20 protein-coding genes are annotated in these 26,595 nt (G+C 55.1%); 15 read left to right on the plus strand and 5 right to left on the minus strand.

The genetic code is table 11. The features are described from left to right. Positions 1-247 precede the first annotated feature (247 nt). The 8 genes from V2P20_RS16375 to V2P20_RS16410 all read left to right on the plus strand — a co-directional run bounded on the left by V2P20_RS16375 (position 248) and on the right by V2P20_RS16410 (position 8,387). Positions 248-661 (plus strand): hypothetical protein, encoded by a 414-nt coding sequence (locus V2P20_RS16375; protein WP_331820174.1) that lies wholly within the window; start codon positions 248-250, stop codon positions 659-661. 584 nt (positions 662-1,245) lie between these two features. Continuing rightward, positions 1,246-2,700, plus strand: coding sequence for a sodium:proton antiporter NhaD (nhaD, locus tag V2P20_RS16380; protein ID WP_331820176.1), 1,455 nt, complete (start codon positions 1,246-1,248; stop codon positions 2,698-2,700). Between the two features lie 29 nt (positions 2,701-2,729). Beyond that, positions 2,730-4,634 (plus strand): potassium transporter Kup, encoded by a 1,905-nt coding sequence (locus V2P20_RS16385; protein ID WP_331820178.1) that lies wholly within the window; start codon positions 2,730-2,732, stop codon positions 4,632-4,634. A gap of 66 nt (positions 4,635-4,700) precedes the next feature. Beyond that, entirely contained in the window at positions 4,701-6,269 is a 1,569-nt protein-coding gene (locus V2P20_RS16390) for a DUF4118 domain-containing protein (RefSeq protein WP_331820180.1), read from the plus strand. Continuing rightward, complete coding sequence (locus V2P20_RS16395) at positions 6,266-6,967, plus strand: response regulator (protein WP_331820182.1); 702 nt, start codon at positions 6,266-6,268, stop codon at positions 6,965-6,967. The genes V2P20_RS16390 and V2P20_RS16395 overlap by 4 nt, the downstream gene beginning before the upstream one ends. 235 nt (positions 6,968-7,202) lie before the next feature. Next, positions 7,203-7,571 (plus strand): hypothetical protein, encoded by a 369-nt coding sequence (locus tag V2P20_RS16400; RefSeq protein ID WP_331820184.1) that lies wholly within the window; start codon positions 7,203-7,205, stop codon positions 7,569-7,571. A 77-nt stretch (positions 7,572-7,648) separates the two neighbouring features. After that, positions 7,649-7,906 (plus strand): hypothetical protein, encoded by a 258-nt coding sequence (locus V2P20_RS16405; RefSeq protein ID WP_331820186.1) that lies wholly within the window; start codon positions 7,649-7,651, stop codon positions 7,904-7,906. A 10-nt stretch (positions 7,907-7,916) separates the two neighbouring features. Further along, positions 7,917-8,387: a hypothetical protein gene (locus tag V2P20_RS16410; protein ID WP_331820188.1), complete on the plus strand. Its 471-nt coding sequence runs from the start codon at positions 7,917-7,919 to the stop codon at positions 8,385-8,387. 263 nt (positions 8,388-8,650) lie between these two features. Here V2P20_RS16410 and V2P20_RS16415 read toward each other — a convergent pair whose 3' ends face one another. The 4 genes from V2P20_RS16415 to V2P20_RS16430 form a co-directional block, all read right to left on the minus strand. Then, positions 8,651-9,763 (minus strand): inorganic phosphate transporter, encoded by a 1,113-nt coding sequence (locus V2P20_RS16415; protein WP_331820190.1) that lies wholly within the window; start codon positions 9,761-9,763, stop codon positions 8,651-8,653. Positions 9,764-9,772: 9 nt separating this feature from the next. Next, the gene (locus V2P20_RS16420) at positions 9,773-10,402 is read right to left on the minus strand and encodes a pit accessory protein (protein ID WP_331820192.1); all 630 of its coding nucleotides are present in this window, start codon (positions 10,400-10,402) and stop codon (positions 9,773-9,775) included. Between the two features lie 226 nt (positions 10,403-10,628). After that, the gene (locus V2P20_RS16425) at positions 10,629-13,256 is read right to left on the minus strand and encodes an MMPL family transporter (RefSeq protein ID WP_331820194.1); all 2,628 of its coding nucleotides are present in this window, start codon (positions 13,254-13,256) and stop codon (positions 10,629-10,631) included. Between the two features lie 39 nt (positions 13,257-13,295). Continuing rightward, entirely contained in the window at positions 13,296-16,121 is a 2,826-nt protein-coding gene (locus tag V2P20_RS16430; protein WP_331820196.1) for a calcium-translocating P-type ATPase, PMCA-type, read from the minus strand. Positions 16,122-16,434: 313 nt separating this feature from the next. Between V2P20_RS16430 and V2P20_RS16435 the strand changes: the two genes are divergently transcribed. From V2P20_RS16435 to V2P20_RS16445, 3 genes are read left to right on the plus strand one after another with little or no spacing between them, the layout of a single operon-like run. Then, entirely contained in the window at positions 16,435-17,718 is a 1,284-nt protein-coding gene (locus V2P20_RS16435) for a TolC family protein (RefSeq protein WP_331820198.1), read from the plus strand. Further along, a complete protein-coding gene (locus V2P20_RS16440) occupies positions 17,711-19,000 on the plus strand; it encodes an efflux RND transporter periplasmic adaptor subunit (RefSeq protein WP_331820200.1) in 1,290 nt (429 codons plus the stop codon). Before V2P20_RS16435 ends, V2P20_RS16440 begins: the two co-directional genes overlap by 8 nt. After that, entirely contained in the window at positions 18,993-22,133 is a 3,141-nt protein-coding gene (locus V2P20_RS16445; protein ID WP_331820202.1) for a CusA/CzcA family heavy metal efflux RND transporter, read from the plus strand. Before V2P20_RS16440 ends, V2P20_RS16445 begins: the two co-directional genes overlap by 8 nt. A 120-nt stretch (positions 22,134-22,253) precedes the next feature. On the opposite strand, the gene V2P20_RS16450 is transcribed toward V2P20_RS16445, so the two are convergent. Next, positions 22,254-23,819, minus strand: coding sequence for a sigma 54-interacting transcriptional regulator (locus tag V2P20_RS16450; RefSeq protein ID WP_331820204.1), 1,566 nt, complete (start codon positions 23,817-23,819; stop codon positions 22,254-22,256). 180 nt (positions 23,820-23,999) lie between these two features. On the opposite strand from V2P20_RS16450, the gene V2P20_RS16455 reads away from it, so the two are divergent. From V2P20_RS16455 to V2P20_RS16470, 4 genes are read left to right on the plus strand one after another with little or no spacing between them, the layout of a single operon-like run. Further along, entirely contained in the window at positions 24,000-24,653 is a 654-nt protein-coding gene (locus V2P20_RS16455) for a DUF938 domain-containing protein (protein ID WP_194972222.1), read from the plus strand. 13 nt (positions 24,654-24,666) lie between these two features. Continuing rightward, positions 24,667-25,245 (plus strand): carbonic anhydrase, encoded by a 579-nt coding sequence (locus V2P20_RS16460; RefSeq protein ID WP_331820210.1) that lies wholly within the window; start codon positions 24,667-24,669, stop codon positions 25,243-25,245. Continuing rightward, complete coding sequence (locus V2P20_RS16465; protein WP_331820478.1) at positions 25,242-25,976, plus strand: SDR family NAD(P)-dependent oxidoreductase; 735 nt, start codon at positions 25,242-25,244, stop codon at positions 25,974-25,976. The genes V2P20_RS16460 and V2P20_RS16465 overlap by 4 nt, the downstream gene beginning before the upstream one ends. Positions 25,977-25,985: 9 nt before the next feature. Continuing rightward, on the plus strand, positions 25,986-26,594 hold the full coding sequence (locus V2P20_RS16470) for a DUF1326 domain-containing protein (protein WP_331820212.1): 609 nt from the start codon (positions 25,986-25,988) through the stop codon (positions 26,592-26,594). Position 26,595 lies beyond the last annotated feature (1 nt).

The following is a 26,595-nucleotide window of genomic DNA, read 5'->3' on the forward strand; positions in this document are numbered from 1 at the left end:
TTGTCGGGTAACCTCATGATTCGTCGTGGAATGATCCCTCGCAGTGAGGGCTTGAGGTTACATTCTATAAATAATCGGGCGCTGGGGCTTTTTCTCCGCGTTAGCGGCTTCGTCCAACATATCGCTCAAAGGGATGCGCCGCCCGTTGGCGATTTTGAAGTCTAGTTTTTTATTAAGGTCTGGTGGCTTCGTTTTGTTTTCGTTAGCGGCGCGCCCTTTACTGTAACGTTAGGTTTCAGGATTTTGTATGCCTAAGAATTTATCTGGATTATTAGTTGGGTTAAGCATCATTTTATTTTTCGTCTGTCTAACCCTCACAGCATTTCGCACAAGCAGTAACAATGACTATCCCGCTTGGTTTGTGTTTGTGTTCTTTGGTCCGATCAGCCTCTTTCTGCTCTATCCAACATGGCTCGCAAACGTGTTCTTGCTCCTGTCCTGGACAGAACACTCTCACAATTTGTCAAAATGCTTAACCTACTCGCTAGTTGCATTAATCCTTGCACTTAGCTTCCTGCTATACAAAAAAGTTCCGATTACTGATACAGGATCTGAGACCTTCTCAGTGGCTAGTGGTTACTGGGTATGGATTCTAAGTATCGCCCTGCAGGTGTTGGCTGCGGCAATAAACCTAACCTATTCATCAAATGGGACGCAGTAAGTGCGCCCCTTATGACGACCGTTATGAGCCCGCATAATGCCATATGCATTTTACAATCAACGCGGTAAGATGCATTCGTGATGCGGTAAAGTGCATTCGTAGCATTCGTAGGGCGCAATAGCGTGAGCGTATTGCGCCGCATGTTGGCTTCGGCCATTCGGCGCATTACGCTGGCGCTAATGCGCCCTATACGCTGGGTCACCCGTCTTTTGGAAGGGGTAGACGAAAGGCGAAGCGCTTTTTATCATGAACGCGTTAGGCCGGGCTGCCAAACCCAGCATTCAACGCCGCCCATGCCGGGTTTCCGCTAAAGCTCCAACCCAGCCTACTCCTCGCTTCTCAGCGGTTTCAGATTGAAGGTTGACTAGACTCGGCGCTGGCCGGAGATTGCCTGTCACTTCATCTAAACTGCAATTGCAGATCAGCACTTCCTACGAAAGAATTTGGGCTCTTTACGCATTTTTTACACTCAGCTCATTACAATGCCCGGCCTTGTGAACTGCAGTTTCTGACTGCCGTTTTGTATTGTTAATAATCAAGGCTTGTAGATCGGTTTCTTGGTCTGATCGGCACAGGAGAGTGAAGTGCGGTATTTGTTTTATCTGCTTGGAACGGTTGGATTGCTAGTGCCGGGTTTGGGATATGCCGAAGACGAAGCGGTAACGCCGGCGGTGCAGCAGCTTGATCTGACTCATCACTGGGCAGGCTATTTTTCATTGGCTGTGATGGTCGTCGCCTATATCGCGGCCATGCTCGAAGATGTCACCGAACTGCGCAAATCCAAGCCGATGTTGCTGGCTTCGGCGCTGATTTGGGCTGTCATCGTGACAGTCTATCAACAGCAAGGTCAAAACCAGCTTGCCATCGCGGCCTTTAGGGGCAATTTGCAGACTTACATGGAATTGCTGCTGTTTATCATGGTCTCCATGACATACTTGAATGCTATGGAAGACATGCGGATATTCGAAGCGATAAAATTCTGGCTGGTCAGCAAACACTGGAGTTATCGGCGATTGTTCTGGATTACCGGCTTCATGGTGTTTTTTATCTCCAGCGTCGTCAATGGTTTGACGGCGGGATTGTTGATGGGCGCTGTAGTGGTCGCCGTCGGTAGAGACAGTCCGAAGTTTGTTTCGTTAGCCTGCATCAATATTGTAATAGCCACCAATGCCGGCGGTTCTTTCAGTCCTCTGGGCGGTATATCGACTTTGTTTGTCTGGCAATACGGCATATTGGGATTTCTTCAGTTTTTTAAGCTGTTCGTGCCTTGTCTGGTGAATTTTTTAGTTCCGGCTTTGGCAATGCATTTTGCGTTGCCCAAAGACAAGCCGGCTGTCGAGACCGAGAGGGTGGTTCTGCCGCGCGGCGCAAAGCGCATCATTTTTCTGTTTGGGGTCACTATCGCCCTGGCTGTCGCTTTTGATGTGAAACTCCGTTTGCCGGCGGCGGCAGGCATGATGGCCGGTTTGTCATTGCTGCAATTTTTCTTTTTCTATCTGCACAAAACCTCAAATTCGCGGAGCTTAAGGCAATTAGAGTACGATTTATTTTCGGGCGCCGATGTCAGTGATCTCGATATTGCCGATGCCCGCGCCAAGAAGCTCGATGTGTTTGAAAAAGTCGGCCGTCTGGAATGGGATACGCTGCTGTTTTTCTATGGCGCGATGATGGGCATCGGCGGCCTGGGCTATATTGGCTATCTGGACGCCGTTTCGCATATGCTGTACGGCCAGTTGAGCCCCACGCTGGCGAATATCTTGATCGGCCTGTCTTCGGCATTTGTCGATAACGGCACCCTGATGTTTGCGGTGATTACTATGCAGCCTGATATTCCTCAAGGCCAATGGCTGCTGTTGACCTTGACGCTGGGCGTCGGCGGCAGTCTGCTGGCAATCGGCTCGGCGCCGGGCATAGGCTTGCTGGGACAAGCCAAGGGCCAATATACTTTCAGCAGCCATATGAAGTGGCTTCCGGCGGTTTTGCTGGGCTACTTTGCGGCCATCGGCGTGCATTTTCTGGTTAACGCCGGTTCCTTTTAATCCTGACTTGAAATTTGGAACGCTTAGCCATGTCTATTCAACACGCAACTGTGTCTACTCAGCCAAGTCACTCCAAACAACAACTGGCCGGCTTGGCATTGAGTGCAATAGGCGTGGTGTTCGGCGACATCGGCACCAGCCCTCTATATGCGCTCAAGGAAGTCTTCCACGGCGGCGTGCCGATCGATCACATCCATGTGCTCGGTGTGCTGTCGCTGGTTTTTTGGTCGTTGACGCTGGTGGTTACGACCAAATACGCGATCTTCATCATGCGCGCCGACAACAAAGGCGAGGGCGGCATTATGGCGCTGATGGCGCTGGCATTGCACGGTTCCCGGGATAATCCGGGCCGGATGCGCTTTATCGTCACCATCGGCCTGCTCGGCGCGGCGTTATTCTACGGAGACGGCATGATCACGCCGGCCATTTCCGTACTCAGCGCGGTCGAAGGCTTGGGCATTGCCGCCCCGCCGTTAGCCCATCATGTGGTGCCGATTACCGTTGCCGTGCTGGGCGGATTGTTTGTGTTGCAGACCAAGGGTACAGGCCATGTCGGCAAACTGTTTGCGCCGATCATGTGTTTCTGGTTCGGGACACTGGCTGTCCTGGGCGTTATCAATATTACTCACGCGCCCAGCGTGCTGGTTGCGATTAATCCTTATTTTGCCGTGCATTTGCTGATCGAATTGGGCTGGCATGGCTTTCTGATCATGGGCGCCATCGTATTGACTATTACGGGCGCCGAAGCGCTGTATGCCGATATGGGGCATTTCGGCCTGAAGCCGATACGCTATGCCTGGTTCAGCTTTGTATTTCCGGCCCTGCTGCTGAATTACTTTGGCCAGGGCGCGCTGCTGCTCGAGCATCCCGAAGCGATACAAAACCCGTTCTATCTGCTCGCCCCGACCTGGGCTCTGTATCCGTTGCTGCTGCTGGCGACGCTCGCCGCCGTCATTGCCTCGCAAGCGGTCATTTCCGGCGCCTTTTCCGTGACGCGGCAGGCCATACAGTTGGGTTATTGCCCGCGCATGCAGATTCTGCATACCTCGGGCGAGGAGATGGGGCAGGTCTATATCTCGGTGGTCAACTGGCTGCTGATGGTTTCAGTATTCGTGCTGGTGCTGAGCTTCCAGTCCTCGTCGGCGCTGGCTTCGGCCTATGGCATTGCCGTGACAGGCACCATGATTGTCGACACCGTGCTGGCGTTCATCGTCATCAAGGCACTCTGGAAATGGAACAAAATCACCAGCATCACTTTTTTGTCGGTTTTCCTTACCATCGATTTCCTGTTCCTGTCATCGAACAGTCTGAAAATTCCGACCGGCGGCTGGTTGCCGCTGCTCATCGGTACGGTGCTGTTTCTGATCATGACGACCTGGATCAAGGGCCGCGAACTGTTGGCGGCGTATCTGGATGAAAAACGGGTACTGTTCGAGGAACTGGAAGAAAAAATATTGGATAAGTCCCTGGTGATGGTGCCGGGTTCGGCCATGTATCTGGCCAAGAATCTGCATGGCGTTCCGCAGGTGATGGCGCACAACCTTGAGCACAATCATGTCTTGCACGAGCAAGTCATGGTGCTGACGGTCGTGACCAAGGAAGAGCCTTATGTGGACGAAGCGCATCGCGTCAAAATCCGGACTTTCGGACAAAGCCATAATTACCATCGCGTAAAGCTTTATTTCGGCTTTCAGCAAACGCCCGACGTGCGCCGCGCTCTGGAATTATGCAGGCAGCACGGCTTGGCTATCGATCCCGAGCAGACTTCGTTTTTCATCGGCAGCGAGCGGGTTTCTTTCCGGCGTAAAAGCCCGATGCCGCGATGGCGCCGGCCGCTGTTCAGCTTTTTATTCCATAACTCATCCAGCGCGATAGAGTTTTTTAAAATTCCAGTCGGGCTAGTCATCGAATTGGGCATTCGTATTGAACTTTAAAGAAAAAGGCATCATTTATCCGAGCGATCTTAAATAAAATGCCTTTAAGATTTGAACAATAAAGCCATGCAAAATCCGCCAACGCTAAAAAAACGTCCGACATTTCTCGACAAACTGCCGCGCGGCCGTGAATTGCGAGGTTATGCTTGGGGCATAGCTGCGCCGTTTGTCTGTACGCTGATCAACTGGCCATTGCAGAATGTTTTGGGTGAAGCCAGCATTTTGATGATTTATCTGCTGGGCGTATTTCTCGTGGCAAACCATTTCGGCCGCGGGGCGTCTATTTTGGCTTCGCTGTTAAGTGCGCCTTTATTCGCTTTTTATTTTGCCAGGCCGATTTTTTCGCTCGCGATCTCCGACCTTGAGAACATCGTCGGCTTGGGGGCGATGATAGTCGTCGCTAACCTGACCAGCAATTTGCAGGATAAGGCACGCCTGCAAGCCGAACTGGCCCGGCAGCGGGAGAGTCGCACCGAAGCCTTGTACCGGTTAAGCCAGGCGTTAGCGGAAACCGGCAATCAGGAAAATGTTGCCGTCGTTGCCGTGCAGCATATTCACGATCAATTCGGGGCCATGTCCGTATTGTTGTTTGCTGATGAACAAGGCCGTCTGGCTTATCCTGAGGCCGAACCGCTTCCTTTTTCGCTGCGCGCTGCCGATTTGGCTGATGCGCAGCGGGCGTTTAAGCTCGCTAAGGTTCAGCATTGGCGTAATGGCTGCGCCCCGTTTTATTACCCATTAATGCGATCACAAACCGTATTGGCGGTTCTGTCCATAAGTTTTAAGACAAGCTCGATCGATTCCGACCCGCAGCTCAGTGCATTTTTCGACACATTCTGCAGCCTGATTACCCAGACCCTGGAACGGTTGTATTTGGCAGGGCAGGCCAGAGACGCCACATTGCAGGCTGAAACCGAATCCTTACGCAATGCATTGCTGAGCGCCATATCGCATGATTTGCGCACGCCCCTGACCCGTATCAGCGGTGCCGCAAGCACGCTGATAGAAAGCTGCAGCGAGTGTTTGGAGGAAGAAAAGCAGGATTTGGGCAAGGTCATTCTGGAGGAAGCTCAGCGCATGTCGGATCTGACCAGCAAGATTCTCAATATGGCAAGGTTGAGCAGCGGCGAAATCATTCTGCATCAGGACTGGAACGCGGTTGAAGAGATTGTCGGCGGCGCATTGACCCGCCTGGATAAAAACCTGCAGGGCAGGCCGGTACGCACACAGTTGCCTGGCAGCCTGCCGCTGGTGTGGATAGATGCCGTACTGCTGGAACAGGTACTGGTCAATTTGATCGAAAACGCCATCAAATACACGCCGCCGGGCAGTCCTATCGATATAAGCGCCGAGCTGTTGCCGGCCACGGTGCGGCTGACTGTATCCGATTACGGCGACGGCATACCGAAAGGCATGGAGGAAAAATTGTTCGATAAATTCTACCGGCATGAGACTGAAACCCAGACAAGCGGCGTCGGATTGGGGCTGGCATTATGCCGGGCCATCGTCGAAGCCCATGGCGGCGCCATAAAGGCGGCCAATCTGGCCGGCAAAGGCGCGGCATTCATGATCGATTTGCCGATGCGCGAACCGCCCTCGTTAAATTGGGATAAGGCTGAGAGCGCTACAGCATGAACGAAATTCCTCCATTGATTTTGTTGATCGAAGACGATCCGCAAACCCGGCGCTTTCTAAAAAGCAATCTCATGCATAGAGGCTGGCGCATCCTTGAAGCCGATAATGGCAAGACCGGGCTGGCTCTGGTCCATAGCGACAATCCCGATTTGATGATCCTGGATTTGGGCCTGCCTGACATGGATGGCATTTCGGTCATGAAAAAGCTGCGGCAAGTGTCTGATTTGCCGGTGCTGATATTGTCGGCCCGCAGCCAGGAGCAAAACAAGATTCTGGCGCTGGATGCCGGCGCGGACGACTATCTGACCAAACCGTTCGGCACCGGTGAACTGCATGCGCGCTTGCAAGCCCTGCTGCGCCGGACCAAACGGGCTGTCAGCAGCGAAGTCTTTGAAACCGGCGAATTGAAAGTCGATCTGGTGAATCGCAAAGTCTTCATTTCCGGCAATGAAGTGCGCGTTACCCCGATCGAATTTCGGCTATTAAGCATCCTGATCCGTCATGCCGGGCTGGTCGTCAAGCATCATGAACTGCTCAAGGAGGTATGGGGCAGCGAGCATATCAATGATCAGCATTATCTTCGGATTTACATGGGCCAACTGCGCCACAAGCTGGAAATCAATCCGGCCAGGCCCCGCTACTTGCTGACTGAGGTTGGCGTTGGTTATCGGTTGGCTGTTGATCAGGATGAAGAGTAAATGATCACTGTGCAGGGTGGGGCTACAACCCCCGTCCTGCTTGAGTTCAAATAGGGTTGGATATCTCCCCGGATTCCAATAAGAGCCTTATTCTTTATTGCCTATTTAGCATGTTACCCAATTTAGAAAACTGGATTTCGAAGAATATTTTAAATGCTTAGGTTGAGATAGAGTATAGAATATCCAGATCTAGATAACTCGTTAGATCAGAGTCGAACGCAAATGGAGGTTGAAAGTGACAAGTAATCAATTAAAAGACCGTGAACTTTTTGAAAGTGCAATCAGAGCTTTAGAGGCAGAAATTGCGAATATAGGAGTTCATTTGACAGTAGACTCATCTGCGAGGCAGACATATACAAAGCAAATCCATGCAATGTCAACGGAATTAAGGACGATGGCATCCACTGGAAAGATAAGCTGGGCACAAGCAGCTCAACAAGCAAATGAGGCCAGAAACCTTATTATGGAGGTTATCAGAACAAGAAGCACTCCAGTTGGGTTAGCCATTGCCCAGAGTATGAAGCGTCAAGGAAGAACTTTAAACGAGCTTGTAGCTAAAAAACTCAAAATTTATATGGAGGTGCAGCTGCATTCGATAATCTGACAGTACAGCAACAAAATAAAGTTTTCTCTGAGATAGTAAAATCAGCGGGTAAATCAGAGCCTAAAGTAACAGCTGCGATGCAGAAGCTTTCTCATGCTGGTAGGGGGTTGATATTTTTATCAATTGCTTTATCTGTGTATACGGTTGCAACTGCAGAAAACAAGTTTGATGCTGCAGGCAAGGAAGTTGCTGTTACAGGGGCAGGAATTGGTGGAGGGATAGTGGGCGGAGCGCTTGCAGGTCTAGCCTGTGGACCAGGGGCGCCTGTTTGCGTCACAGTAGGAGCCTTTGTTGGCGGAGGTTTAGCGGCTTTTGGTATGGGTTTTATCTGGTAGGAGTTAAACGATGAAACTGCTCGATCAAAAGGAATTTTCTACAAAGTTGGTTTCTGAATCTACGGAAACAGAATCTCCTAAAAGTCAAGTGCTGGTTAATGGAGAAGCGGTTGATTCATTTATTGATGGGGCTACATTTGAAGCCTGTATTAAATATGAAGAGTTCTATTTAGTCTTCACAACAAATGACTGTCCCTACGAAGAGTCGCTAAATATTAGTCTTCTTGATTACCAATATCACGTTCTGGACCATGCGGTTTTAGTCTGGCCGTATGCCACTGGAAAGTTTAGGTTATTAGATATAGTTCAGCCTAATTTAGTGACTTTTGAGTTCTTCGGTGAAACTACCTGGAAAGTCGATCTTTATCCGCATAAGCGATTCATAATCCCCTTCTTTTCGGAGCCAAGTGGAGTATGGAGAAAATTCAAACTAGGCCATTATTTTAAAGTCAGTGGAAAACCAATACCGCAAAACGCGTAAGGTGGATTCGCGCCAGCAATTCCGCCACCATCGAAGCCGACTAATCCGAATTTCTCTCGAATCTTCCCGAACAGATGATGCTTTCCCGGTTTTTTGATCGTTGCTTTGTTCGTGCGGCATGGCTACGTCGCTGAACCTCAAATTCAAGGGTTCAAATAGGGTTGGATATCTCCCGGATTCCAATAAGAGCCAATTTCAATTACCGCGCAGGACGGGGTTGGAAATCCCGTCCTGCTTGAGCATACAGGAATCCCGATTTCCCGTTAATGCAGCAGAGACAACAAACTCACCATGCCCCAGGACAACCCGCCTGCTGCCGGGATCGTCAGAACCCAGGCCCAGACAATCCGTTCAATGATGGTGAGTTTAAGCGCGTGCGGATTCTTGGCGAAGCCCACGCCCATGATTGCAGTTGAAATGCTATGGGTAGTGGAAACGGGCATGCCAAAGTGGGCTGCGGTCAGCAGGATTGTCGCGGAACTGGTCTCCGCCGCGAAACCGTTGATCGGATGCAGTTTCACCATCTTGTGGCCAAGCGTTTTGATAATGCGCCAGCCGCCCACCGCAGTGCCCAACGCCATGACTATGGCGCAGGCAAATACAACCCAGGCATCGATATCTTTCTCTCCGCCATCCGGCCGCAGGAATTCGGCCCAGGCCGGCAGTTGATCGAGCGTGCCCGCGCTATTGGCGGCAAAAATCGCCAGGGCGATAATGCCCATGGTTTTTTGGGCATCGTTGGTACCGTGGGCAAATCCCATGTAACCGGCCGATAAAAGCTGGGCTTTCCCAAAGACGACGTTAATCCATTTCGGACGCGCCATGCGCGCCAAGACCCCGCCCGCGGAATTCATGCCGCTGACGATGGCCATCAGGGCGCCCATGATGATGACGCCCAAAGTAAAACCGGCAATGGGCGAACTGACCATAGGGATCACTACTTTCCAGAGCAAACCTTTGTTCTCTGTCCAGACCGCCGCGGTTTTCGACCAGATCAACACATCGAAATTATTGTGCCCTGCCGCAACCGCTGCGCCGCACAGGCCGCCGATCAAGGCATGGCTGGAAGAGGAAGGCAGGCCCAGCGCCCAGGTGATCAGGTTCCAGATGATCGCGCCGGCCAGCGCGCAGATCAAGACTTCGGAGGTGATGTTTACCAGGCTGGTGTCGACCAATCCCGACGAAATGGTTTTCGCCACTGCCGTACCGGAAAACGCGCCGACCAGATTGGTGACTGCGGCGAGAATGACCGCCTGCGTCGGCGTCAGTACTTTGGTGGCCACAACCGTGGCAATCGAGTTCGCGGTGTCGTGGAAGCCGTTGATGAATTCAAAAATAAGCGCTGCCAGGATGACAAGCAAGAGCAGAGTCAGCATAGCAACCTTTTATGAATTTTTCAGAACGATGTGATAAATGACATTGCCCGCGTCTCGGCAACGGTCGATCGCTTTTTCCAGAATCTGAAACAAATCCTTTTTTACCAGATAGCGGATCGGATCGGTTTCGTTGACATAAACATCCCGGTATAGATCAAGGATTTGACGGTCAGCTTCGGCTTCAATGGCTTGCAGCTTATCGTTCAGTTTTTTGGTCCGATCCAGGTCCATTCCTGCACGCAGCAGTTTGACCATTTGTTCCAGGACTTCGCAGGCCTGTTCCAGCATGGCGGCGCGGCTGGTGAAATCCACATCGCCAATTCGATCTATGGCTAATGTATACCGTTCCGCGAACTTTTCCACGACTTTGGGGATTTTATAGAGGGCTCTGTTAAGGGCCTCAATGTCTTCACGATCGAGCACCGTCACAAACGTATTGACTAATTCTTCACTGATTTGCCCGAATAAATCCTTTTCCTGGCGGCGGGCCTGTTTGAATTTTTCCAAGGATTGCTGCGAGGCGGGCGTACTTAGGAGTTCAATTAACGCCCTGGTGGACAAACGTGCGGATTCTGCACTGGCTTCGAGCAGGCCATAGAATTTATCGCCTTTGCCGAAGATGGTTTGCAATGAAAACATGTGTTTCTTTCCTGATTTTAAGCCATAAGGCATTTGTTAATTATTTCTTAATTATCGCATAACTTCCTTGTTAAATCTTGGAAGTTTTGGCTCAAAATAATAGACCATGAACTTATAAGCTAGTGATTGGATTCATGTTTCATTTCTGGCATAAGTATCGGTAACCGATCCAACGGCTGATATGTCTTGGCCCGCGGCCCCGCTTACGCAGCATCAGTCAACCCGCTCAACTCTGTGTCTTATAAGCAAACGCCGGCAGTATAATGAGGGTGCAGAGAATGTTCAGCAGCAGCCCGATAGACAGCAGCTTCCCCATGCTGGCAAGGCCCAGATGCGGTGTAAACGCCATGCTGACCAGGCTGCACATCGTAGTCAGTTCGCTGAAGACCACACCTCTCGCCGTACCGGTTCTTAATACGCTGTCTTCGTGTTCGGGACTGCGTATGCGGCTCATGATGTTGATGCCGGCATCAACGCCCAGCCCGAACAGTATCGGTATGACGATGATATTGGCGAAGTTGAACGGATTGTCCATAAGCACCGTTGAGACGCCGGTCAGGATGGCCGTGGTTACCAGCGGCAGCAGAATCAACAGCGCATCCTTGGCGCTTCTCTGCGTGAACAGCAAAACCAGAATGATGGCCGCCACCGCGCCGGCCAGCGCCTGTTGAAAGGCTTTCACTATCGCAGTGCCCGATTCCAGATAAATGACCGGCAGGTCCGTGGCGTGAGGCGCTATCTGACGAACTTCCTTGATGAACGCTTTCAGGTTTTTTTCATCGTTGAGATCCTTGCTGGGCGTAACCTGGATTCTGTAAACGCCATCCTTGCTGAGCCAGCGCTCGGCCAGATCGCGGGGCAGCGTGTCGATCGTGACCGGGCCAGGGCTCAGTCCTTTCAGCAACGTGTTCATGGTTTGCGGCAGCGTGCCCAGCAGGCTGCGCTGCAATTTATCCAGGGTGGCCTTTTTTTCCGGTTCGGATTCGGATTTCAGCACGGCAATCAGCGACTCCACTTCCTGGAGCAACAGACGCAGGTTTGCCGCCAGCTGGCCGTCCGGTTTTTCCTTCAAATGCTGTTCGATGGCCTGCTTGAACTTTTCCAGCGCCGCCATGTTGTTCTCGATGCTGTCCTGATGAGGCGGCGGGAAAGTAGTCAGCTGGAGCCCCATAACCAAAGACAGGTCTTCGATGAGGGCCAGCTTGGCTTCCTCATCGGCGGGAATATAATCAAATATCGTGATCGCGTTTTCGACCGTTTCCAGCTTTTTCAGTTTTTCTGCCATGGCGAGCGCCTCATCTTTATTTTTCGTCATCACCGTCAGGGTCATCGGGGAGGTATCCTGGGTTTTCAGCAACTCCCGGAACGTAACGACGGATTCGGACTTGGGATCGCGCAGATTGAGCGGATTGATATCGAACCGGGCCTGAGTCAGCAGGCCCAGTCCGACCACTATCAAGGCGGCCGTTGTCCACTTGACCAGGGCCGCATGTTCGATCGGAAAGCGGTAAACCCAGTCCGGGAACAGATGAGCGGATTTTTTTTCTGCCGGCCCGGAATTCAGCGGGAACAGCTTCAGCATGGCCGGCAGCACTGTCAGCGTGATCAACAGGGAAATAAAAATGCCCGCGCCGGCGATGGCACCCAGTTCGGAAACGCCGGTGTATTGGGTAGGGATGAAGGAAAAAAAGCCCGTCGCCCCCGTGATCGCGCATAGGGTGATGGGCGGGGCGACTCTGTGCACGGCTTCGGTCAGCGCTTGCCGCCGGGACAGGTTTTGCCGCAACAGCTCCCGATAGCGCATGCATACCTGAACCGCATAGTCATCGCCGATGCCGATATATAAAGCCGCAAACGAGATGGAGATGAGGTTCAGATTGCCGAAAGCCAGCGTGGCGAAGCCGAAAGTCAGCATCAAGCCCATGGTCAGGACGCCTAATGTAGCCAGTGTCAACTTGAAAGAGCGGAAGCCGATCAGTAAAGACAGAAAGACCAGCAGGAACGAAAACGCCGAGGCCATTTCGGCGCTGTAAGTCACCGTGGCCAGTTCATCATGTTCCAGCACGACCTCGCCGGTCAGCCGTACATTGACGCCGGGAAAGGTTTGCTCGGCTTTATCCGCAATAGCCCGCACCGCCGCCAGCGGCTTCTCGGCCGGCATCAATTCGTTAAATTCCAGGTGCGGCTTGAGCAGTACGAAGCGCCGGGTGCTCAACAAATCATTGTCTTCGCCCATCATCATTTGCTGCCAGGACAACTGATAGGTTTTACCTTCGATCGCGGCCCGGATCGCCAGGCGTATTTTATCCAGCATGGGATTCAGGTCGACCGGCAGCTCATGCGCTTCCTCGGTGAGAGCCTGCCCGAGAATGAGCCATAGCTCTTTCAGACTGTTGTCCTTGGAGAGCGCGCCGATAAAGGGTTGGGCTTCCGTCATTTTGCCGGCCAGATTCTGGACATCTTTAAGATCCGGGTAGAGCAGGCCGTGCCGGTCGAAAAACTCCCCTGATCCGGGGATGTAAACCGATTGTATCTGTTTTTCACGGCTGAACTGCGCCCCGAGATAGTCCAGCGCTTGAGTGGCCTGTTCCGGCGTCCAGGCATCGACAACGACCAGGATCGCCTGATCATCCTGCGGAAAGGTCTTGATGAAGCGTTCCCGATCTTTTTGAAACTGCAGATCCTTCGACAGTATGTCGGTCGTATCGGCATCGACGCCCATATGCTTGGCCGTATAATACAGGCTGAATCCGCAAAGCAGCAGGACCAGCAGTATCAGCGTTTTCGGGTAACGCAGCAAGCGGCTATCCAGGTTGGTGATAAACTGACCATAAACTTCGGTAACTTTTTTCATACAGTACCTTCGTTTTTATTGTCGGGGCAGAATCAAAGGCTACTTTTCTGTCCTAAGCCATTTGACTATGAACTGCAAGAATTTGCGCAATTCCTCAAACACCAAAACGGACGAGGCAACGGCAAAGGCAAGGAGCCAGTCTGCCGGTTTCAACGCCGTGGTATGGAAAACGGCCTGAGCCGGGGACCAATGCACGGCCAGTACCTGCAGCAGCACAACGCCGAAAAGGGCAAGCCAGAGCATGCGGTTGGCAAAGAAATGCCGGTTGAACGTCGTCATCCTTTCGGCGCGCGCGTTGAACACGTTGAACACCTGAAACAGCACGAACGTCGTGAAAGCCAGTGTCGCGGCATAGCCGGCCGGGCCGGTTTGCAGGCCGTGATAAAGAATGGCCAATGTGCCGACCGCCATGGTCAGACCGTAAGTGAACAGATTGCCCAGACGCCGCCAGGACAGGATGGGCGCGTTCGGATCGCGCGGCACTTCCTTCATGCTGCCCGGCCGCACGGGGTCGATGCCGAGCGCCATGGCCGGCGGCCCGTCCATGATGATATTGATCCACAGCAATTGCACGGCCGTGAACGGGGCCGGCAGATTCAGCAGCGGGGCGCTGGCTACGGCCAGGATGGCGCCGATATTGGTCGAAAGCTGGAAACGGACGAATTTGATCATGTTGTCGTAAATGCCGCGCCCTTCCTTGACCGCTTTGACGATCGTGGCGAAATTGTCATCGGTCAGCACCATCGTGGCCGCTTCCTTGGCGACATCGGTGCCGGTGACGCCCATGGCGATGCCGATGTCGGCGCTTTTCAGGGCCGGCGTATCGTTGACGCCGTCGCCGGTCATGGCGACGACATGGCCGTCGGCCTTCAGGGCTTTGACGATGCGGACTTTCTGCTCCGGCGCCGTGCGCGCAAAAACGCCGATCTTTTCAATGCGGCCAGCCAGCGCTTCATCGTTCAGATCGGCCAGTTCCAGTCCTTCGATGACGCCGCCTGTCAGTCCCAGTTCCTGTGCAATGGCTTTGGCCGTCACTTGCTGGTCGCCCGTGATCATCTTGACTTCGATGCCCGCTTGCCGGCACAGGGCGATCGCATTGCGCGCTTCGGGCCTGGGCGGATCCATCAGGCCGATCAGCGCGACAAAGGTCAGCTCCGCCATGTAATGGAACAGGTCGTGGTCCCCGGCAAACCGGTCGACCGGCAGCGTTCTTTCGGCCACGGCCAATACGCGCAGGCCCGTAGCGGCCATGGTTTTGTTGACGGCCAGCAGTTCGTCGTTACGGAGCGGGGCGGGCTTGCCTTCGGTATCGAGCATCGCAGTGCAGCGGTTCAGGATTATTTCGGGCGCTCCCTTAACGAATACCTTGACGTGGCCGCCGTTGCGATGAAAGGTCGCCATGAATTTATGCTCGGCGTCGAAAGGCAGTTCGACCAACCGCGGCAGTTGGGCGAGCGCCTCTTTTTTGCCGATGCCGCCCTTGGCAGCCAATGCCAGCAGGGCGCCTTCCATCGGATCACCGACGACTTGACCGTCATGCAGATGGCTGTTATTGCACAGCGCCAGCGGCAGCAGCAGATTCGACAGATTCCCGTTATGGCCGGCTTCGGCCGAAATCGTGCCGTCAAGGTCATAGCCTTCGCCGCTGATAGAGTAATTCCGGCCCTGATAAAAGACCGAGCGCGCCGTCATCTGGTTGACCGTCAGCGTGCCGGTTTTGTCGGTGCAGATCACGGTTGTGCAGCCCAGCGTTTCGACGGCCGCAAGGCGCTTGATGATCGCGCGCTGCCGGGCCAAACGATGCATGCCCAGCGCCAGCGTGACGGTGACAACGGCCGGCAGCCCTTCCGGTATGGCGGCCACGGCCAGCGCAATGGCCGTAAATGCGGTTTCTATCAGCGGTTCGCCGCGCCACAATGCGCTCACGAACAGGCCGATAATCACGAGTAACGCGATCAGAGCCAGCCGCTTGCCCAGGCCGTCCAGCTGTATTTGCAGCGGCGTCTCGCCGTCTTCGGCCTGTGCGAGCAATCCCGCCAGCCGGCCGATTTCGGTGTCCATGCCGGTCGCGGTCACGACCATTTCGGCGCGGCCGCGCGTGACGGCATTGTTCATGTAGACCATGTTGTTGCGTTCGGCCAGCGGTAAAAGCTCGGGCAGCGGCTGGATCTGCTTGGCAACCGGTATCGATTCGCCGGTCAGCGAAGATTCATCAACCTCCAGCGTGTGGGCTGAGATGATGCGGCCATCGGCCGGGATCTTATCGCCGGCGTCGAGAATCACGATATCGCCCGGCACGAGCTGCTCCACCGGCAGATCCCGGTTACGGCCTTCGCGGCGGACTTCAGCCTGCAGCGCCAGCATTTTTTTCAGCGCCGCCAGTGATTGTTCGGCCTGAAATTCCTGATAGAAGCCCAGGAAGGCATTGATGATGACCACTACCAGAATCACGGCGCCGTCCGTGATATCGCCGACGGCCGCGGCCAGCAGGGCGGCGGCGATCAGTACCACGATCAGAAAGCTCTTGAACTGCGACAAAAGCAGCAGCCAGGCAGGTTTGGGCGGTTTTTCGGCAAGCTTGTTGGGACCGTATCGTTTCAGCCGTTCTGCCGCCTCGGTCTGGCTGAGCCCTTCGGCCTGAACCGATGCCAGCTCCCGCAGCACCTGTTCGGCGCTCATGCCGTGCCAGGCAGGCGCCTCGCCGCTTGGCGCAGGCGCTTCGGCTACGCTCCGGTAACGCCGCCGGCTGTAAATGAACAGGATTCCGGCAATCAAGATAAAAAGGGCGGCTACAATGGCCCAGACCGGCGTCGGCTGGCTCAGCACATCGCTGAGCAAGAACATGACTTTATCGAACGAAATCATTCGGATCCTTGTTATTCTTTTTGATGAAGGTGATTTACAACAAAGATTGGATGACAGGAGTCGGCGAAACGTTCCGGAATAACGCAGGAAGCCGAACCAGACAAAGGCGGGCTGATTTGGCAACTCCTCATTTCGAAGCTGCTGATGCCGGGCGGGCTTGCGCCATTTCAGCATTGTCGGCTGGGTAGCTAAACCCAGCATTTCCAAGCCACTTATGCCGGGTTTCCGCTAAAGCTTCAACCCAGCCTACGAGGGCTTGCGCCTTAACAGTTAAATCAGTACATTGCCCTAACGGATTTATTGCGAGGATATCATGCCGTCCAACCTATTCAAGCCTATCGCCTTAGTCGCGCTCTTGTTGGCCGGAGGAATGGCCGGTGCCCAGGAGCCGGCCGTTCTGACGCTGGAAGCCGCGGCCGAACTGGCCGTCCGGGATAATCCCGATCTGGCGCAGATGCTGGCCCGCGCCAGGGCAATGGCGGACATTCCCTCGCAGGCCGGCACCTTGCCGGACCCCGAACTCAGCTTCAGCGCTATGAGCCTGCCCGTAGACAACTTCGATACCCGGCAAGAGGACATGACCCAGCTTCTGGTCGGCATCACGCAGGCGATTCCATTCCCGGGCAAATTGGCCCTGCGCGAACAGGCGGCCGCCTACGAAGCGGCCGCGGCAGCGCACAACGCGGCCGAAGTGCGCCGGCGCCTGCTCAGCGACGTCAAGGTCACCTGGTGGCTGATCTTCTATCTGGACCGCGCGCTCGGCATCGTCGATAACAACCAGTCCCTGCTGCATCAGTTCGTCGATATCGCCCGGACCAAATATGAAGTCGGCGAAGGCCTGCAGCAGGACGTTCTGCTGGCCCAGCTGGAATTGTCCAAGCTGCTCGACCAGAAAATAAACCTGGCCGCCTTGCGGCGCAATGCGGCGGCCAAGCTGAATGCACTGCTGGACAGGCCGGCTAACGGCGATCTTGAACTGCCGGCTGATGTTGCGATGCAGCTGCCGGCCGTGTTGCCGGAAGATAAGCTTTATGCGCAGGCCGAAGCGTCGAGAGCCATGCTGGAAGGCGGACGCCAGGATATCAATGCCGCGCAGTCGCGGCTGGAGCTGGCAAAAAAAGATTATCTGCCCGATTTCATGGTCGATGCGTCCTATGGTGCGCGCGATGACACCCTGGCCGGCGACCGGCGCTCGGATTTATTGAGTCTGGGGGTGCGCGTCAATGTGCCGATCTTCGCGGCTCAGAAACAAGCCAAAGCTGTCGATCAGCGTACCAGCGAACTGATGCAGCAGAAATATGCGCTGCAGGATCAATGGAACAATGTCCGTTCGCAGATCTCGCAAAGTTACAGCGATTACCGGCGCGCCAGGGAGCAGTTCGTGCTGTTTGAAACCGGCATCGTGCCGCAGGCGCAGCAGACCGTCGCTTCCATGCTGAGCGGTTACCAGGTCAACAAAGTCGATTTTCTTAACCTGGTGCGCAGCCAGATCACGCTGTTCGATTACCAAACCCAATACTGGAAGGCTTTTACCGAGGCCAATCAGTCATTGGCACAATTAAGCGCCGCCGTCGGCAGTGATGAGATTTATGAATAAACAGACAGTCATAACCGCTATTTTAATGCTGGCGCTGGGCGCCGGCGGCGGCTACTGGCTGGCGAGCCGGCAAATGGTTCACGAACAGTCGGCTGTCGCGCCGGCAGCGCCTAAAAAGCCGCTGTTTTACCGCAACCCGATGAATCCGGATGTGACTTCGCCGGTGCCGGCCAAGGACAGCATGGGCATGGATTATGTTCCGGTCTATGCCGAGGAAGAGGAAGCTGCCGAAAAGCCGGGCACCGTCAAAATCGACCCTGCGACGACGCAGGACATCGGCGTACGCACCGCCAAAGCAAGCCGGCAAACACTGTCGCAGGAGATTCGCGCGGTAGGGCGCGTGGCTTATGACGAAGAGCGTATCGTGCGCCTGCATCCGAAAACGGAAGGCTGGATCGAGAAGATGTCGGTCGATAAGACCGGCCAGTGGGTCAAGAAAAATACCGATCTGCTGAGCATTTATTCGCCGCAGCTGGTGGCCAGCCAGCAGGAGTATGTGCTGGCCTTGAAGAATCTCGAAGTCCTGAAGCAAAGCCCGATAGCAGAGATCCGGCGCGGCGCCGAGGAACTGGTCAACAGTTCGCGCGAACGCCTGAAACTGCTGGATGTGCCGGAGCATCAATTGCACGATCTGACGCACACGCATGAAATCAAAAAGAGCCTGCATATTCACACGCCGGCGGCCGGCATCGTGATCGAGATCGGCGCGCGTGAAGGCCAGTATGTCACCCCGGCCACGCAATTGTATATGATCGCCGACCTCAGCAAGGTCTGGGTGTATGCCGACATTTACGAATACGAACTGCCCTGGGTCAAGGAAGGCGATCCGGTGGAAATGCGGCTGGCCGGCATACCCGGCAAGGTTTTCAAGGGTCATCTGGCGTTCATCTATCCGTATGCCGAGGCCAAAACGCGCACGATCAAAGTGCGGCTGGTCTTTGACAATGCCGAGCTGCTGCTGAAGCCGGATATGTTCGCCGAAGTCACGATTCAGGCCGGCAGGCGGCAGGAAGCCTTGGTTGTTCCGACCGAGGCCGTGGTTCGTTCCAGTGCCGGCGACCGGGTTTTTGTCGTGAAAGGCGAAGGCCGGTTTGAGCCGCGCACGGTCAGGCTGGGACTGGCCTCAAACGGTCACGTCGAAATACGCGAAGGCTTGGCCGAGGGCGAAGCCGTCGTGACATCGGCGCAGTTCCTGATCGATTCCGAGTCCAATCTGCGCGAAGCGACGGGCAAGATGATGGCGCCCGAGCCATCACAACAGGCACCGCATCAGCATGATTAGCCGCGTCATCAGCCTGTCGCTGAGCAACCGCCTCATGGTGCTGATGGCGGCCCTGATTCTTGCTACGGCGGGGATCTGGTCGTACCGGCACATGCCGCTCGATGCGATTCCGGACCTGTCCGATGTGCAGGTGATCGTGTTCACGGACTACGCCGACCAGGCGCCGCAGGTCGTCGAGGACCAGGTCACGTACCCGCTGACGACGGCCATGCTGGCCGTGCCGCATGCCAAGGTCGTGCGCGGCTATTCTTTTTTCGGCCTGTCGTTCGTCTACATCATTTTCGAGGACGGCACGGATATTTATTGGGCCCGGTCGCGGGTGCTGGAATACCTGAATTACGTCAGGGAGCGGCTGCCGCAGGGCGTGACGCCGACGCTGGGGCCGGACGCCACCGGCGTCGGCTGGATTTATGAATACGCGCTGGTCGACAAAACCGGCCGCCATGACCTGGCGCAGCTTCGCTCGATTCAGGACTGGTATCTGCGCTACCCGCTGCAGACCGTGCCCGGCGTCGCCGAGGTGGCGTCGGTGGGCGGCTTCGTCAAGCAGTATCAGGTCGAAGTCGACCCCAACGCATTGCAGGCCTACCAGATTCCGCTGTCGACCGTCGTCACGGCCATCAAGCGCTCCAACAACGACGTCGGCGGCCGCCTGCTGGAAATGGGCGAGACCGAGTACATGGTCAGAGGGCTGGGCTACATCAAATCGATAGCGGATCTTAAAACCATCCCGGTCGGCGTCGATGCCAACGGCACGCCCATCCGCCTGCAGGATGTCGCGCGCATCCAGATCGGTCCGGAATTGCGGCGCGGCCTCGTGGAACTGAACGGCGAGGGCGAAGTCGCGGCCGGCGTCGTCATCATGCGCTTCGGCGAGAATGCGCTGGCGACCATTGAAGGCGTGCGCGCCAAACTGGAGGAACTCAAGAAAGGGCTGCCCGAAGGCGTCGAAATTGTCAGTGTTTATGACCGCGGCAGCTTGATAGAACGCGCCGTCGATACGCTCAATGAAGCCTTGACCCAGGAGCTGGTCATCGTCTGTCTCGTGATCGCGCTGTTTCTGCTGCACTTGCGCTCGTCGCTGGTCATCATCGTCAGCCTGCCGCTCGGGATTCTGGCTGCGTTCATCATCATGCGCTGGCAGGGCCTGAACGCCAACATCATGTCGCTGGGCGGCATCGCGATCGCAATAGGCGACATGGTCGACGGCGCCATCGTCATGGTCGAGAATGCGCACAAGCACCTGGCCGAGGCGGCGCACAGGAAGCAGGGCGAACTGACTGCGCGCGAGCGCTGGCAGGCTATCGGCAACGCTTCGCGCGAGGTCGGCCCGGCGCTGTTTTTCTCGCTGCTGATCATTACCGTCTCGTTCATCCCGATTTTCGCGATGGAGGCTCAGGAAGGGCGGCTGTTCAGCCCGCTGGCGTTTACCAAATCCTATGCGATGGCCGCGGCGGCGATACTGACTGTTACGCTCGTGCCGGTACTGATGGGCTATTTCATCCGCGGCCGTATCATTCCCGAGCATAAAAATCCGGCCAACCGCTTCCTGCATTTTCTGCACGCGCCGGTCCTGAGACTGGCGATGCGCTGGCGCGGCCTGACGATCCTGCTGGTTGTGCTGCTGATGGTGACGACGCTGTACCCGTTGTCGAAGATTGGCAGCGAGTTCATGCCGCCGCTGGATGAAGGCGACATCCTGTATATGCCGACCACGTTTCCGGGCATTTCAATCACCAAGGCGCGCGAACTGCTGCAGCAGACCGACAAGATCCTGAAGACTTTTCCCGAAGTCGAGCGCGTGTTCGGCAAGGTAGGGCGCGCCGAGACGGCCACCGACTCGGCGCCGCTGATGATGATCGAAACGACGATCCAGTTGAAGCCCAAAAGCCAGTGGCCCGATTCCGATAAAACCACCCGGCAGTTGATGGACGAGATGAACGAGGCCATCAAATTTCCGGGCATGGCCAATGCCTGGACCATGCCGATCAAGAACCGCATCGACATGCTGTCGACCGGCATCAAGACGCCGGTCGGCATCAAAGTGTCGGGGCCTGACCTGAACGTCCTGCAATCGTTATCCCAGCAGATCGAGCAGCTCATGAAAACGTTGCCCGAAACCCTGTCGGCTTACGGCGACCGCGTGGTGGGCGGTTATTTCCTGGATTTCGACATCAACCGCGAGGCGGCGGCCCGTTACGGCCTGACCGTCGGCGATGTGCAGGATGTCATCCAGAGCGCGATCGGCGGCATGAATATCACTGAAACCGTGGAAGGGTTGGAGCGTTATCCGGTCAACGTGCGCTATCCGCGTGATTTTCGCGATAATCTGGGCGCATTGCGGCGCGTGCTGGTGCCGACGCCGGCAGGCGCCCAGATACCGCTGGCGCTGGTAGCTGATTTGACGCTCAGGCGCGGCACCGACGTCATTAAAAGCGAAGGCGCGCGGCCCAATGCCTGGGTCTATGTCGATATCACGACATCCGATATCGGCGGCTTTGTGAACCGCGCCAAACAGACGCTGGCAGACAATCTGCAGATTCCGGCCGGCTATACCGTGAGCTGGTCCGGCCAGTTCGAGTATATGGAGCGCGCCGCGGAGCGCCTGCAGGTTGTCGTGCCGGTCACGCTGCTGCTGATTTTCCTGCTGCTGTATTTTACCTTCCGCAATTTCGTCGAGCCTCTGCTGGTCATGCTGACGATCCCGTTCGGCCTGATCGGCGGCATCTGGCTGATTTTTATCCAGGGATACAATCTATCGGTTGCGGTTTATGTCGGCTTTATCGCGCTGGCCGGCACGGCCGCCGAAACCGGCATCATGGTGCTGAGCTTTATAGACATGGAGATAGAGCGCCTGCGCACGCTGAAACAGGCGCCGCTGACGGCCGCCGAAATCAGGAATGCCGCCGAAACCGCGACGGCTCTGCGCGTGCGTCCCGTGTCCATAACCGCGATCTGCAATATCGTCGGCCTGATCCCGATCATGTGGGCGACAGGCAGCGGCGCCGACGTCACGCAGCGCATCGCCGCGCCGGTGCTGGGCGGCATGCTGAGCGTGCTCATGCTGAGCCTGCTGGTGTTTCCGGTGCTGTACAGTCTGGTGTTGCAGCATCAGGAAAGGCGAGTTGCATGAATTAAGTGTAGGCTGGGCTGGAGCTTTGCGGAAACCCGGCATGATCGGCCGAAATGCTGGGTTTATCAACCCAGCCTACAGCGTTTCTTTACGGTGCAAATCCGATATGCAAAACAGCAGTCAAGTTTTCAGATTCCGGTACTCAGCCAGATTAATCTCGTATTTTTTCAGCTTGCCGTAGACGGCGCGCGAAGTGATGCCCATGCTTTCGGCGATTTTGTTGACATCGCCCTGATGGGTTTTTAGCGCTGTTTCCAGATAGGCTTGCTCGACCCGGGACAGGGCGCTTTCTTTGAGATTTTTCCAGTCCTCGGCGGAGTTGGCCGTGGCCGGAACCGCCAGATCCAGTGTGGTGATTTCTTTGCCCTTGGTAAACAGCAGGCTGCGTTCGAGAATGTTTTCCAGTTCACGCACGTTGCCCGGCCAGGGGTAAGTGCGGATTTTCTGCATGACTTCGCGGCTGACCGATTCAACTTGCCTATTGTATTTTTTATTCAGACGCTGAATGATCAGTTGCACCAGGTAGGGCAGGTCCTCGGGGCGTTCGGCCAGAGGCGGAATGCCGAGCCGGACCACGTTGATGCGGAAGTACAGGTCATGGCGGAACTGGCCCTGTCTGACCAGCTCTTCCAGATCCTGGTTGGTTGCCGAAATGATGCGCAGGTCGACTGCCAGGGTTTGCTTGCCGCCGACCCGTTCCAGCTCGCCTTCCTGAAGCACGCGCAACAGACGGGTCTGCGCGGCCGGCGACAGGGAATCGACTTCATCGAGAAACAGCGTGCCGCCCTCGGCGCGCTCGAAATAGCCCTGGTGAATTTCCACGGCGCCGGTAAAAGCGCCTTTCTCGTGCCCGAACAATGCGCTTTCGATCAGGCTTTCGGGGATGGCGCCGCAATTGATCGGAATGAACGGTTTCTGGCTGCGATCGCTCATGGCATGGATGGCGCGCGCGATCAGTTCCTTGCCGACGCCGGTCTGGCCTTCGATCAGTACCGTGGCCAGCGTCGGCGCAATCACTTCGATGGATTGCAGGACTTTCTGCATGGCCGGCGATTTGGCGATGATGGCCGGCGGCTGGTGCTTTTTGGCGGTCGGCTTGGCCTGCTTGCGCCAGATTTGCAGCATGCTTTCTTCGATACGCTCCTGCAGGTCATCGATATCGCGCTTTTCCCTGATTGGGGTCGTATCGGTGTATTCAATGCCGGGGCGATCCTTGCCGGCATCGCGGTTGGTATAAACGCAAACCTCGCAGCCGCCGTGATTGCGGGCGATGCTTTTTTTGATCTCGACTTTGGCATAGCCGAAGTTTCTGGCCGCGATGCCGCCGAACACGCTCGATGTCATGCCGCATAATTCAGGAAAATTGGTCACGCGGTCGCCGAAAGGGCAGCTGGAATTGGTGACGGTAATGCAATCCTGGTTGCTCGAAGCCAGCGAAAACCGGCCGCCGATATTGTTCTTGAGCCCCAGAATCAGTTCTATGTAGCTTTCCCGATCGAGCAGGCTGTTTTTGCCGGTATCGTTGCGGTAGGTTTCCTCAAAAAAGCAGCCGGCCGTTCGGGCGATGTGTTCGATCAGTTGCTCACAGTGCTTTTGCCCCAGTTGCTCGCTGGCATGCATCAATTCCAGGATGAAAGTCTGCAGAAAAAAGACGGGTGTCAGGTCGGAAAGAGAGTTACTGCTCATAAGACTGCTCTGTGAAATGAATTTTCACACATTGAAGCATGGCTTCGCTAATCAGGTAAAGTAAAAATTTAACTTTTTGTATTTAAAGGAAAATATTACTCAAATTTACTGGCATGGAGATTGCTGTTTATTGATCGCACCTTAAAACTAATGAATATTTATCACTAAGAGTATTTAATTATGAATCAACAAAAACCGCCTTTAGATCCTCATCCTTTAAGTGAATATGTCGCCTGGGCCGGCGGCCGTAACCGTGAGCCGATTTTGGGCGTATTGAAGGAAAAACTGCCCAAAGATACGGGCCGCGTACTGGAGATGGCCAGCGGCAGCGGCATGCATATCAATTATTTCGCGCCGCATTTCGAGCATTTGCATTTCCATCCGTCCGACAAGGACCAAAGCGTTTTTGACAATATCAAACAATTGTCGATCGATCACAGCAACGACAATATTGCCGATCCGGTTCATCTGGATTTGACGGACCCGACTACCTGGTTTAATCCCGGCATGCCAGAGTCATTCTCGGCCATTTTCTGTATCAATATTTTCCAGGTTGCGCCGATTTCTATCGCTGACGGCATGATGGAATGCGCTTCCCATTTACTCAATGACAACGGTTTTCTGTTGATCTACGGACCTTTCCGGGTGGAAGGCGAGTTTACGACCGAGTCCAACAGGGAGTTCCATGACACGCTGAGTTCCGCCGGCGTCTCTGAATGGGGGCTTAAAGACATCGCTGACCTGAAAAAGGCGGCCGAAAAGCATGGCCTGGAGTTAAAGGAAAAAATCGATATGCCGGCCAACAATTTCTCGCTGATATTCGGCAGAAAGTAACTGAGGTATTTTTATGAGCAAAATACTCAATGAAGTAATGGCGGCCAACCGCGACTATGCGGCTGGATTTGATAAAGGCGATCTGCCGATGCCCCCGGGCCGGCATTTTGCGATCCTGACCTGCATGGACGCGCGCCTGGACCCGGCCAAATATGCCGGGCTTTCCGAAGGCGATGCGCATGTCATCCGCCCTGCCGGCGGCAGGGCCAGCGACGATGCGATTCGCTCGCTGGTCATTTCCTACAAACTGCTCGGCACGCGCGAATGGTTTGTCATTCATCACAGCGATTGCGGCATGGAAACGTTCACCGATGAAATCATGCGCGATCTGCTGAGCAGCAGCCTGAAAACCGCCAGCATCGATGCAAACGGCTGGCATGACTGCTGCGAAGGTCCAGGTTCGGCGGAAGGCAAGTATATCGACTGGCTGACCATTAAAGACCAGGCACAAAGCGTGCTCGAAGATGTCATACGCATTAAGTCGCATCCTTTGGTTCCGTCCGATATTCCGGTTTACGGCTATGTCTATGACGTGAAATCGGGGAAATTAATCGAAGTGCCTGAGGCAACCGAAGCGGGAAGAGTAAAATAGTGCAGCCATGTACAGCCGTTATTATTGGTGTTGGTCCAGAGCGCGGACTCGGCGCGACACTCGCCAGATATTTCGCCACAAAAGGCTTGCACGTTTTTATCGCCGGCCGTAGCGAGGATAAGCTGCATCAGGTCGCCGACGCGATCCGGCAGAAGGGGGGCTCGGTTACTTGCGTGATAGCCGATGCCACTGTCGGACGCGATGTCGGGCATTTATTCGAAACGGTTCAGCGGGAAGGCTTTCAGGTCGCTATTGCTGCCTATAATGTGGACAGCAATATTCCGGCGCCTTTGCTGGAAACCGATGAGGAAACCTTTACCAGACTCTGGCAGCAGAACTGCCTGGGCGCATTCCTGTTCGGTAAAGCCGCCGTGAATGCCATGAAGGATAGAAAGCAGGGCACGCTGTTCTTTACCGGCGCGACGGCTTCACTGCGGGCCAAGCCGCCGTTTACGGCTTTTGCCTGCGCCAAAGCCGGCGTACGGGCCTTGGCGCAGGGCATGGCACGGGAATTCGGGCCGCAGGGCATCCATGTCGTGCATGCCGTCATCGATGGTGTCATCGACGGTGACCGCGCCCGGCAGCAATTCCCGGATTACGTCAAGGCCAAGGGCAAGGAGGGTCTGTTGCAGCTGGAAGCGATTGCTCAGACTTACTGGGCTGTTCATGAGCAGCATCCGAGCGCATGGACGCACGAGCTGGATCTGCGCCCGTTCAAAGAACCGTTTTAGGAGAGTGTTATGCCGCAAACGAAGAACTGGTCCCTGCAAGGCGATTATTTCGAAACCTGCAACTGTAAAACCTCGTGTCCCTGTGTCTGGCTGCAACCGCCCAGCGAGGGCGATTGCAAGCTGCTGGTGGCCTGGCATATCGACCAAGGGCATCTGGACGGGCAATCGTTGGATGGGTTGAATGTCGCGCTGGCCTGCTATGCGCCGGGACTGATGATAGACGGCGGCTGGCAGGCGGCTTTGTATGTCGATGAGCGCGCAAGCGACAGTCAGTTTGATGCAATCGTGCAGATTTTCAGCGGCCAGAGGGGCGGTCACCCGGCTGTTCTGACCAGCTTTGTCGGCGAGATGCTGGGCGTCAAAAAAGTGAAAATCGATTATCAGGGGCAGGGCGTCAGCCGGCAGCTGACCATTCCCGGCATCGCCCAGGCCGAGATTGAAAGCATCGCGGGCATATCCGGCGGGCCGGCAACGATCAACAATCCGCCTTTGTGCGTGGTGACGAGCCATCCGTCCATTGTCAGCCGGTCAAAGCATTATCGTTATCAGGATTATGACAAGGACTGGACGTTTTCCGAGCGCAACGGCTATTTCTCGGCATTTACCTACACACCTTAAC

It is taken from the genome of Methylobacter sp. Wu1 (assembly GCF_036553575.1).
Lineage (GTDB): Bacteria > Pseudomonadota > Gammaproteobacteria > Methylococcales > Methylomonadaceae > Methylobacter.